General features: G+C 49.0%; 5 protein-coding genes and 1 tRNA gene. 2 read left to right on the forward strand and 4 right to left on the reverse strand.

Translation table 11 applies throughout. The annotated features are described in order from the left end of the window. Positions 1–81: 81 nt before the first annotated feature. From QL234_RS23115 to QL234_RS23125, 3 genes are read right to left on the reverse strand one after another with little or no spacing between them, the layout of a single operon-like run. The gene (locus tag QL234_RS23115; protein ID WP_281560129.1) at positions 82–576 is read right to left on the reverse strand and encodes a hypothetical protein; all 495 of its coding nucleotides are present in this window, start codon (positions 574–576) and stop codon (positions 82–84) included. Continuing rightward, positions 573–5,696, reverse strand: a complete 5,124-nt coding sequence (locus QL234_RS23120; protein WP_281560140.1) for an RHS repeat-associated core domain-containing protein — start codon at positions 5,694–5,696, stop codon at positions 573–575. The genes QL234_RS23115 and QL234_RS23120 overlap by 4 nt, the downstream gene beginning before the upstream one ends. Then, positions 5,696–8,602: an Ig-like domain-containing protein gene (locus tag QL234_RS23125; RefSeq protein ID WP_281560130.1), complete on the reverse strand. Its 2,907-nt coding sequence runs from the start codon at positions 8,600–8,602 to the stop codon at positions 5,696–5,698. The genes QL234_RS23120 and QL234_RS23125 overlap by 1 nt, the downstream gene beginning before the upstream one ends. A gap of 533 nt (positions 8,603–9,135) precedes the next feature. Between QL234_RS23125 and QL234_RS23130 the strand changes: the two genes are divergently transcribed. Then, positions 9,136–9,864, forward strand: a complete 729-nt coding sequence (locus tag QL234_RS23130) for a DNA/RNA non-specific endonuclease (RefSeq protein ID WP_281560131.1) — start codon at positions 9,136–9,138, stop codon at positions 9,862–9,864. A 225-nt stretch (positions 9,865–10,089) separates the two neighbouring features. Beyond that, a complete protein-coding gene (locus tag QL234_RS23135) occupies positions 10,090–11,256 on the forward strand; it encodes an FAD-dependent oxidoreductase (RefSeq protein WP_281560132.1) in 1,167 nt (388 codons plus the stop codon). 175 nt (positions 11,257–11,431) lie between these two features. Here the strand turns inward: QL234_RS23135 and QL234_RS23140 are convergent. Next, positions 11,432–11,506: transfer RNA gene (locus QL234_RS23140), tRNA-Gln, on the reverse strand. Between the last annotated feature and the right edge of the window lie 126 nt (positions 11,507–11,632).

The raw sequence follows: 11,632 nt of genomic DNA on the forward strand, positions 1-11,632 counted from the left end.
TGTATAAACAAACTTAACCTTAAAGCTGACGACTTATTTTTCAAAAGAGCAATACCACTGACCCCTTTATATATTTTTATTTTAATAGCTGCTGACAGTAATACAATCTATCGATAGATAGTTATCACTATTAATTTGGATTGCTTTAGATGCACCTTCACTGACTATCAAAAGATTATCCTCCATTAGATTCATAAAAAGAGAATAATTATCAATAAAAGCATCTATCGTTGTAACAATAGAGGGAATTTTCTTTGGATATTCAGACACAACCCACACTATATCCCCATGAAACATACTATTTAACTTATTCAAATATGCTTCAAACTCCAATACGCTATATTGATGTAATGAATCAACCGCTCCTTTTCCAAGTACAGAATTGATATTATGTAAAAGTTGAAAACGATAATATTGGCTATTTTCATAATCGATTAAACAAAAACTATCTTTAGAAAGCGCTTCAGACAATTTATCATTAATGTATTCGAATACTTGTTTTTCTGAGCATCTTCCCTGCACACCAGCTTTTTTTATTTCTCTATATAAACCTGATTTCTTTATGTCATTGATCATTTTATATCTTCTTTAACCTTATCTTGATTTTGAATTCGAGGTTGTCCATTTTTTCCAGGTTGTTCTCCTGATTTCAAATTACCAACATCAATTGCAGGAGGGTGACCTGGCCCATTACTGGAATCTTTTGAACCGTCCTGTATGCCTATACCTGTTTTACCATCCATTCCTGTTTTTGTTTGCCCCCTCAAATTGGACTCACCATATTCATCTCCTTGAACGTTTTTCCCCGGTTGTGATACTGAAACTTTAGGGTTATCCTTTTTTCGTTGTGCTTTTCTCGAAGCTCTTCGCTTTGCCCTAGACTTATTTTTATTCGACATGTACTCAGCTTGAGCTTTAGGTCCCATATAATACTTAGCAACCCCACATCCATTTTTACATGCTGATTGAGCTGCTCCTGAAAGTTTATCAGCAATATTTTTTCTAGCTTCACCGTCAGGGTCTGTATATTTATATGGATTATTACCAACATAAGAGTATCTGTTAAAGGTAGTAATGTCTCCAGTAAACCTAACTGGATCATTCGAATAAAACCTCCCGATAACTGGATCATAGTATCGTGCCTGCATATAACTCAGTCCCAGGTCAGTATCAAACTTATGTCCGGCATACCCCACCTCGTCATTGGCTTCTTCTATCGTTTCCCCAAAAGGCTTAAAGTTCATCACGCTGTTATAGTCAGCATCATCACTTCTAGTCACTACACCTGTGCCTTGCTTGGCCACCAGCTTATCCCCCAGGAAGATATAGTTAATGCCGCCCTTGTCGGTTTCCCGGTAGAGTAAACGGCCCGACTGGCTGTACAGGCTATAGCTGGTGCCTTTGCTGTCGGTGGTTTTAATGCGGCGGTTGTAACCGTCGTATAGATAGTCGTTGCTGCTGTTATCCTTGGTTGAGCGTGTCATTTGCCCGGCAAGGTTGTAGTCAAAACTTCGCTTGCCGTTATCGGTAACATTACCTCGACTGTCATAGCTATCGCTTTGACCAAAGTCATAGCCTTCGCTGCCGCTCCCGGTAACACTGCTTAACCGCATCTTGCTGTTATAGCCATAACTCAGGCTCGACGGGTTAAGGATACTGGTATTGCTGTAGCTGCGGATATTGCCCAGGCCGTCATAACTTAAGGCGCTGCTGCCGATACCGGCGACATTACCTGTGGTGAACCTTAACCTGTCCAGGCCGTCATACGTTAACGAGGTCAGGCTGAAATTGCTGTCAACACCGTTGGTGATGCGGGTGATGTTGTTGTTATTGTCATAACCATAGCTCAGGCTAACCTTGCTGGTACTGCCGAGGTAATCATGGATTTGTGACGGCAGCTGGCGGCTGTTGAGGGTGGTTTTATGGATGATGCCGTTACCGTAGGTAAAGCTGTTGATGCTGCCGCTCGGGTAGTAGCTTGCCCCGGGTTTGACAAAGTTGTACACGGTCTCGTCCGCCTGGGTCCAGGTGGCTTGTGTCGCCTGGCCAAAACCGTTGGGGGCAAAGTCTACTGCCAGTGTGCCGCCGGGGTATTCAAGGCGGCTGAGGCTGCCTAAGGCATCATAACCATAGTCCAGGGTAAAGGTTTTGCCGTCGAGGGTCAGGCTTTCCCCATCAAGCAGGCGCTGGCTGTTATAGCTGTACTCCTGGCGGTAACCGCCGCCGGTAATGGTTTTAATATTGCCGTTGTTGTTCACGGTATAGGTACGCGTGGCCGTGCCGTCGCCGTAGCTGAGGGTGCGCTGGTTGCCGTGGTTGTCATAAGCAAAGCTGACTTTATCTTTGGCATCGGCGCTGGTGCTACAACTGGTATTGCCGGTGGCCGTTTGTCCCTGTGCCTGCCACAGAATTTCACCAAGGTCATTTAAGCTCATGACGGTGGTGCCGACATCATCGCGTTTAATCTGGCACAAACGCTGGCGGCTGTCATAGGCACGGTATTCTGTTTGGCTGATATCAAGCGCCCCGTTTTTACCGGCCTGGGTAATGGTGGTGACATTGCCGAACAGGTTCACCGCCAAGGTGGTGGTTACATTTTCCGGCGAAGTGATGGTCAGTGGTTGCTGATAGGCCGGTTCGCCATAGGCCAGGTAGCTTGTGGTGGTGGCGTTGCCGCGCCCGTCGGTGACCCGCTGTTTGTTATCGGCGAGGTAACGGGTGGTAACGGTGCCGCCGTTGGTGATGCTTTGCGTTAGCTGGCGCTGCAGGCCGTCATAGGTAAAGCGGGTACCGGCACTGTTGACCGTGGCAGTAGACGGGAACGACTGGAACGTCGGCTTGTTGTAGATGTTGTAGCCGCTGTTTTGATAAATCGTGCTGCTGCCGTCAGTGGTTTGTACCCGGGTCGGGCGGAACAAAGCGTCATAGGTGGTGGTTGTGGTCAGCTTGGCACTGTCGCTACAGGCGGTTTTCCCGGCATTTAAGGTACAGCGTTTTATCGTGCGTACCGGCTGGTTATTACTCAGGCCGCCGCTATAGCTCCAGCTCAGCAGGGTATCGGCCCAGGCAGTGTCTACCGGGTCAATATAGGCAATACGGCCTAAACTGTCGTAGCCATAATTGGTGGTGTTGCCTTCGAAGTCTTTGGTTTGGGTGACCCAGCCGTTATCGTCGACGGTGCGCGATACTGAGATAGTGCTGCTGCTATAGGGGGCGGGCAGGGTAATGGTTTGTGCCTGGCCGCGTTTATAGTTGCTAAAGCTTTGGTAGCGGTTGCCGCTGCCAGTGGTTAACGCCCGGTTATATTCGATTTTTTTGATATTGCCGTCGCTGTGGTAGGCCGAGTAGTACTTTTGCCAGGTGCCGAAGGATTTTTCATATTTGGGCAGCAAGGCATAGCTGGCATGGCTGCCGGGGTAGTATTCAATTTCACTGACCGTGGTGTAGCTGCTGTCGTCGCTGCTCAGTGCCGTGGTGGTCGGCTGGTTGATGAGCCAGCGTGTGGTATCGTGCATAAAGCCTTGTTTGCGATATTGCACCCGAGTTGCCGCTTCAAGCGAGTCGCCGATAAAGCTGACGGTTTTTTCCGCCTGGTAGTAGTCGTTAAATGCCTGGTATAAGGTCTGATAGGTGGTGGTCTCCTGAGACCCGCTATCGGCATCGGCGGCAAAGACTTGCTGGCGCTCTTTTACCTTGTGCCTGACACATTCGGTTGCTTCACGGTTGGGCTGGTGCATTTGGTTGGAGCCGACGCAGGGGCCTTTTTCAAACTCGGGGAGTACCTGCTTGAGCAGGGTGCTGCCGTCGGTATCGTAATACCTGGTGGCTAACGGGGCATTTTCCAGCCAGTCATAGCGGCGGCTGAAATAGTGTATAGTGTTGGAGTTATCCGGAGCCTTAACTGTGACCGATTTGATATCGCCGGCGTCAATGCCTGCAGGCAGGGGGATAGGGGCCGTGGTAAAACCGGGTTTGCTTTCCCCTTCAAACGCGCCAAAATCGGCAGAATAGCTGTAATTCCAGGTTGAGCTTGTAGCGCCCGGAATGAGCAGGGTTCTCTTTTTCAGGGCGAGCACGTTATAGCAACGGGCATATAAATAAGAGTTGGTATCCGGGTTAGGTTGCTCTTCCCCGATAATATGTTTGGGCACTTCGGTGCGGCCATGGCCGACCTGGGTGAGCCAGTATTGCCCCTTGGTCCCGTCCGGATGAGTAATTTCCACATGGGGGCCGGGATCGTAGATAATGGCGCCACACATGCTGAGGTTATCCGAATAGCTTTCGCTATAGCGCTCCGGTGTCATCCCGGTCAGTAGGTTGTCGCTGATCAGCCAGCTTTTATTGTCCGGGCGGGTAACCTTGCTTAAGCGTCGGTCGGTGTAATCATAACGCCAGCTGCGGTTATTGGCGCTGATGGTTTTGATCACTGTGCCGCCCTCATAACCAAAGGTAACTTCCCGGCTGTCGCTGGCGCTGATTTTGGTCAATAAGGCGTTGCTGTTATAGTCGAAAGTCAGCCAGTTGCCGTGTTTATCTTCAATGCGGCTCACCAGCATATAAGTGTTGGCGGTCTGGAAGTAACTGCAATTGTCAATGCACTCCCCGGTCATCGGGTCAAGTTTGGAGATGGGGGCCCCGGGATCTGACGGCGGCGGGCTTAAGTTCAGTTGGGCTTTGGCGACAAATTTTGCCGGAATGATACGCAGCTGCTCAAAATAATACTGGGTGCCGTCGGGGGTGGTGACTTTAAAGCCTTCATAACCGTTGGGGTTGTCGGCAGGCGTAATACAGTCTATTTTCCAGTTGTTGGCGGTTACCCGGTAGTGGGTGCCGTCGTCTTCTTTTCTTTCTAAAATAGAAGTGCTGCCTTGACCGGGAATTTGGATGGTTTCTCCGCCCCAATAGTCATCGGGCCCCATGTGTGCTTTTGCTACGCCATTAGCTGTGCCCGGCGTTAAGAAACTGGTGCAGGCATCTCCCTGTGCCCAACCACTGGGGTATTGGTCGGCATTTTGCTCTTTGGCCATGGTGGTGCTGATATGGGGTAAGTCCAGACTCCAGCTGCCGAACTCTCTCGGCGAGGCAAAGTGCATTTGTGCGCCGCCCATTTGGCGGGCAATACGAATTTCCGGGCCGTTGCCGGGCAGTACCAGGTCGGTTTGGGAGAAACTTAATGCCCCGGTGCTTAGGTTAATCTGCTCGCCAATCAGGTCGCTGGTTTCCGGGGTGACCTCGAAGTCGATTTTAAGGCGCTCAAGGGTACTGATGGCCTGCCCGGTGCGTTCGACGGCAGCGCTACTTTCCGTTGGCTGCTCTGTTTCTTCTGTATCTGTTGGATCAAAGACTATGGGCGGCAAAAGCTCGGTGAACGGCGGCAAAAGCCCGGTGTTCGGCGGGACAACCGGTAATTTTTCAGGTACCGGCCGGTCAATGGTGACATTTTCAATGACGGTCGCCATATCGACCGTGGCCGCCTGGCTGTGAACGGGCAGTGCCAGCAAAAGTGCATAGGGGAACTGGCCGAGCCATGTTATTTTCCTGTGTTGTCCATGAGGCTCCCGGGTGGGGGCATGGGCGCTTGTTGGTTTTTCTTGTCTCATCTGCTTACTTGCTATTGGCTGTAAATTATCTTTGTGGTGCCTGGCGGTGTCCTGTACGGATAATGCCACGCGGTTGTTTGTGGTTAGTTTCTTCATCACAGTACATTCCCCTGTTCATCGGTTTCGGCGACGGGGGAGCCTAAGTTGTCGGTGTGGATGAAGATAACGGCGGGGGATGCTTTGGCCGCTTTTACTTCAATGTTAAAGGCGGTTAAGAAAACACTGTCTTTAGTATCCGTGACTGAGATAACGATATTATTGAAGCTACCGATATCGCTGGCCGTTGGCGTGCCGCTCAATGTACCGGTTGTTACATCAAAGCTTAACCAGGCTGGTTTGTTGCTGATGCTAAAAGTCAGGGGGTCGTTATCGCTGTCGCTTGCCGTTGGTGTGAACAGGTAAGTTTCTCCTGTTGTTGCGGTATTTTCAGGGGTACCGTCAATAACCGGCAGGTTATTAACCGGTGCCGTTACCGTGAAGCTACGGCTGGTGGTAGTGTAATCGCCGTCATTATCTTGGGCACGGTAATAAATGGTATGGTTGCCCGCACTTAACGTACCAAAATATTTACTGTAAGGGCTGCTGGTATCTGCATACCAGATACCGGAATCAAGCCTGAACTCTACCTGGCTGATGCTGCCGTCACTGTCGCTGGCACTGGCGGATGCGGTCACACCTTGGCTGGTCAGGTAACTGGCATTATTTAACGGGCTTATCGGGCTTACTTCAGGAGGTTCATTGCGGGCGGTTACCGTGATATCGCGATAAGGCGTTGACGCCGAGTAAGCGCCATGATTGTCCCTGGCACGATAGTAAATCCTGTGGCTGCCGACGCTGAGGGGGCCAAAGTTGACGCTGTAAGGACTGCTGCTGTCGACCTGCCAGCTGCCGGAGTCGAGTTTAAATTCCACCTGGGCGATGCTGCCGTCACTGTCGCTGGCCGTGGCGCTGGCACTGACATTTTCCGTGCTGAGGAAGCTAGCGTTATTTGAGGGAGTTGACGGACTGATATCCGGCCTTATGTTTTCTATCGTAAAAGTCCGGCTGGGATAGGGACTGGCACTATAACCGCCGTCATTATCTTTGGCGCGGTAATAAATGGTATGGTTGCCGACGCTAAGCTTGCCGAAATTTTTGCTGTACGGGCTGCTGCTGTCGCTCTGCCAGCTGCCGGAGTCGAGCTTAAATTCCACCTGGGCGATGCTGCCGTCGCTGTCGCTGGCGGTGGCACTGGCACTGATGCTTTGTGAGCTGAGATAACTGGCGTTATTCGAGGGACTTGATGGACTGACAACCGGCTTTTCATTGATTACGGTAACGGTTGTACTCCCCCAGTTGCCGCAAGGAAGAGAAGGATTACAGCCACGTACATAAAAGACGTAGTTCCCCGCTGTTGATAGTGCCGGTGTGGTTGCGCTGGTGCTACTGCTGCCAGATATGTGGTTTATGGTTGACTGTGAAATTGTGGCGCCTGTGGGGGTTTTATATTTACGCTCATAATAGGCGCCCTGATAAATAATCCGCGATGGATTCGGCCAGGAAATGGTTGATGTTTTGCCTCTGGCAATACTGCTCGGTGAGGAAGAGGGGCTGGCTTGAAGAGGTGAATCATAGGCCTGCACCCTTTTCCAAGGACTTAAACCGCTGCAAGCATCCATTTCGTTACAGACATCATATTTTATATATTGATAGCCGTGCGTGCTTCTTAGGGTAATTGTTTTTGTCCGCCCGGAGTAAACGGCGCCGGCAAAATTGTAACTGCGGTTATCATTGCTGACATATACCCGATGATATTGGCCACTATATAAAGAAGGAAAAGTGACGGTGATTTTGCTGCCGATAGGCCAATAACTCCAGCTGACAGAAGGCATTGTTTTAGGGGTTGGCGGGGGAGCGCAATGACCCTGGTCCGGATCTATTCCGCAAGGCAGCTCGGGCTCTGTTAAGCCCTGCATCCCGTGTTTAAGTAAGGACTTAGTATGGATGTCGTTTTCATTGGCGTCGGTATTCTGCCAGGGAGCACAAGTTGTTCCAGTTCCCCCTTCGGCAGAAAAATACATTTGATCACAGATATTATCAATATCGTCCGTGTCTTCATTTTCGTCTGATAAATGTATTACCCCTTTCTCGTCTATGCCGCCGGGCATATTGTTTAAGCGGATAATATCTAAAGTATTGTCATTATTGGCATCGCCGACCCAGATGTTAAAGTCATCGCTGTTCCAGTCTTTTCCCTGTAATCGCGCGTTTATTTCACTGCTTTGCTGTAATTGCCCGGCCTCATCCGCCAACACCAGGTAATGGGATTGGTGCTTTTTTTTCGCCAGGGCAAAGACATCATCTTTGCCGTCACGGTTGTAATCGCGGATGATGAGTTCTTCGCTGCGTTTTTTCCCCCATTTGACGTTTTTTTCGATTTCCTGGGCAATAACCAGCTGGCCGCTATCATTACTGTGCATCAGGTAGTGTTGATGCTTGTCTTGCGACAAGGCTAATAAGTCTTGCTTGCCGTCACCGTTAAAATCACCGGGATAAAAATCAAAGTCCTGTTCTTTTTCCAGCCAGGCAAGCTCGCTTGTGGTGTAGCGCAGTGACGGCTCAAGAGAGAAGTCTATGCCCTGGTCCGTACCTGAGTAGACCCATATTTGCTGCGCTTGGGGCAATACCAGTAAAACATCGTCATGGCCATCGCCGTTAAAATCTGCCGGGACAAATTGTGTCTGTCCGGCAAACCAGGATTGCTGGTTGATTAATGCGGGCAAACGGGCAGGGATCGGTGCCGGTTCGTCACTTATCCCCTGGCTTTTCGTTCCCGGGAAAAAAAGGCCTGGCTGGTTTTCAGCTAACGGCTGCAACAGTAAATCCTGAAGGCCGTCGCCGTTAATATCGACATGGTGGGGTTGATAATCTTGTTCTTGCCAGTTGAACGGTTCCTGTGCGGCTAAAGTGCCGGGTAAAAAGCAAAGGCAACAAGGCAATATTTTTCTAAAGAGTTGACGCATAGTTATCCTAGAAATAAAAAAGTAATATCAGGGATAAAGCGCATTTACTGCATGCTCAGTGAGCATAAACTGCCATTGTCCCTAACAGCTTGAATCTATAGTTTTATGGCGTGGAGCCTAACATTAATGAAAATGTAATGTTAATTACATGTGATTACGCCTCGCGAATAATGACAAAATGAATCGGGTGCTCAAGGTAGCAAGCGTTTCTTGTATGAACAAGTTGGGAACATGTTGTGATTTTTTAGTCATCATCTTTCATTTTAATTAATTGTTTTATATGGTTTTTGTTTTTGATGTGAAAAAGTTGTGAAAGGTTGAGAAAAGGTTGTGGTGCTATTTCTTATGGGAAAATTGCCTTTTGGCCGAATAATTTGTTCGTTAAAGTTGGTAAGTTGTGTCTTTTGTTGAAATAAATGGGCCTTTCACAGCATTTGATGTTTGTCCGTAAAAGAGTGACCTAAGCTTTAACAGGGGTGCATAACGCAGTTTGATTGTGCTGAAATTTAAAACGATATAATGGAAACGTGATAATGGCGCTTGATATACCAAAACCTGAACTTCGCTACGGCTGCCCGGCAGCAGATCAAATTCTTTTCAACCGGTTTTATACCGTCGGTTATTCCTATTACTTCAGGCAAGCCAAATGGACGCTGGAAATTGTTGAGCCGGGTAAACATATCAATGATGTTGATGATGATGTGACCCGGCAAAATAACTTTCGCCCTGACTTTAGGTTGCCTCAGCGGTTTCGGGGAGATTTGTCCGATTACAGGAGGTCGGGATTTGACCGGGGGCATCTGGTTGCCAGCGCCAATCAGGATCAAAGTGCTTTGCAAAACTCGGAAACCTATTTGCTTTCCAATATGTCGCCCCAGGCGCCGCAGTTTAACCGGGGCATCTGGAAAGTGTTGGAAGGGGAGATCCGCACTAAAAATGAGTCGCCGGATATTCATGAAACCTATGTCATGGCCGGGCCTGTGTTTGATTTTGAATTTCAGACACAATTTATCGGTCAGGCAGACAATAACGGCATCAAAATTCCTATTCCCACGCATTTCTTCAAATGTGTGCTGGTGGAGTGGAAATCAGGGCGGCTGGAAATGTGGGCTTTTGAGTTTGAAAACAAAGCCGTTAATGCCGAGCCGTCCCGTTTTGTCACTTCTACTTCTGCCATTGAACAAAGAGCCGGTATTAACATCTGGCCCAATTTACTGGGTGATGATATTGAGGTACAAAAAAGCAATATTAACCCGTGGTAAAGCCGTGCAGCATTGCCTGTTGTTAAGGGCTTTTTATTCGTGCTCTTATCCCAGCTTAACTTTAGCGTTGTTTGTTGTGGTAAGTGAATGAATCAGGGCGATAAAGTGTTATATAAACATCGAATTAGCCGCTGTGGTTGGTTAAAATAGCCTTAATGCTTATCCTGCGGCAGTTATCTGCCCGGGAAATAATAATGGTTTGAATATCAGAGATAATTGGTTGTTATGAAGAGTTATGATTGCGTAATTGTAGGTGGCGGCATGGTCGGGGCGGCTTCGGCCCTGTCACTGGCGGAGCTGGGATTAAAAGTGGCCGTGGTTGAGCGGGCACTTCCCCTGGTTTTCGACCCTGGACAGCCTTTTGATCTGCGGGTGTCGGCCATTTCATTATCTTCGCAATATTTACTGGAGCAGGTGGGCGCCTGGCAGCAAATCAGCCTGTGGCGCTTATGTCCCTATAAACGCTTAGGGGTGTGGGAGCAGGAGATTTCTTATGCCGAGTTTAACAGCGACGACATTGGCCAGTCCCACCTGGGCGCCATTATTGAAAACCGGCTGATCCAGCTGGCGTTATTGGAACAGGTCAATGACCATGACAACATCACTTTATATTGTCCCGACTCCCTGAATGGCTTTACCCAGCATGAACAGGGGGTTGATATTGAATTGACCGGGGAAACGGTGAAGGCTAAATTGCTGATCGCCGCTGACGGTGCCAACTCCAGGGTACGTCAGCTGGCAGGCATAGGCACAACCGGCTGGGATTATCAGCAGTCGGCAATGCTCATTAATGTCAAAACCGAGCTGGAGCAGCAGGATATTACCTGGCAGCAGTTCTTCCCTACCGGCCCGGTGGCCATGTTGCCGATGCCGGGCAGGCATGCCTCCCTGGTGTGGTATCACCACAGGGATGAAATAAAACGTTTAAAAACCCTGAGCCTGAAGCAGCTGGAGCAGGCGGTGATGGCCCACTTCCCAAAACGTTTAGGTCAGGTTGAGGTGCTCGATCGTGCTTCGTTTGCTTTAACCCGCCGCCATGCCAATCAATACCAGATGCAAAGGGTGCTGTTAATGGGGGATGCTGCTCACAGTATTAATCCTATGGCGGGGCAGGGGGTCAACCTGGGATTTAAGGATGTTAAAGCGCTGCAAAAAGTGATTGCCGAAGCCATAGGCAATGGTGAATGTTGGCATGACCTGGCGGTACTGGCGCGTTATGAAAAGCTCAGGCGTCACGACAACCTGCTGATGATGTCGGCCATGGACGCCCTGTACGCATCCTTTAGCCATCCTTCCCTGTTGATGAAGGGGTTGCGCAATGCCGGGCTCTTTATTGCCAACAGGGCGCCCGTGCTTAAAAATAAGGCGCTGGCATATGCTTGCGGGCTTTAACTGCCTGGTTATTGCTATTTAGGCTTAAGATAAAAGGCAAAAGATGAATCAGTATCTGGCAACGGATTGCCGGGATAAAAGTGCTTATTAAGGGCTATAAACAAAAAAATCGACCTTGGGTCGATATCTGTTTACTTTCTTTTTTGCTTTTAAGGGAAGTTTTTAAGAAAAGAAGTGGCTGGGGTACAAGGATTTGAACCTTGGAATGACGGGATCAAAACCCGCTGCCTTACCGCTTGGCTATACCCCAACTGTGGTATCTTCTTATTTGTCCTTTACATCATACTTTCATTTGGTGAAGAAAGTGGCTGGGGTACAAGGATTTGAACCTTGGAATGACGGGATCAAAACCCGCTGCCTTACCGCTTGGCTATAC

The organism is Thalassomonas sp. RHCl1 (assembly GCF_947387555.1).
Lineage (GTDB): Bacteria > Pseudomonadota > Gammaproteobacteria > Enterobacterales > Alteromonadaceae > Thalassomonas.

What these genes read in the sequence shown, in the direction of transcription:
- QL234_RS23115 (WP_281560129.1), bottom strand. Translation starts at nt 576, where the DNA reads ATGATCAATGACATAAAGAAATCAGGTTTATATAGAGAAATAAAAAAA.
- QL234_RS23120 (WP_281560140.1), bottom strand. Translation starts at nt 5,696, where the DNA reads ATGAAGAAACTAACCACAAACAACCGCGTGGCATTATCCGTACAGGAC.
- QL234_RS23125 (WP_281560130.1), bottom strand. Translation starts at nt 8,602, where the DNA reads ATGCGTCAACTCTTTAGAAAAATATTGCCTTGTTGCCTTTGCTTTTTA.
- QL234_RS23130 (WP_281560131.1), top strand. Translation starts at nt 9,136, where the DNA reads ATGGCGCTTGATATACCAAAACCTGAACTTCGCTACGGCTGCCCGGCA.
- QL234_RS23135 (WP_281560132.1), top strand. Translation starts at nt 10,090, where the DNA reads ATGAAGAGTTATGATTGCGTAATTGTAGGTGGCGGCATGGTCGGGGCG.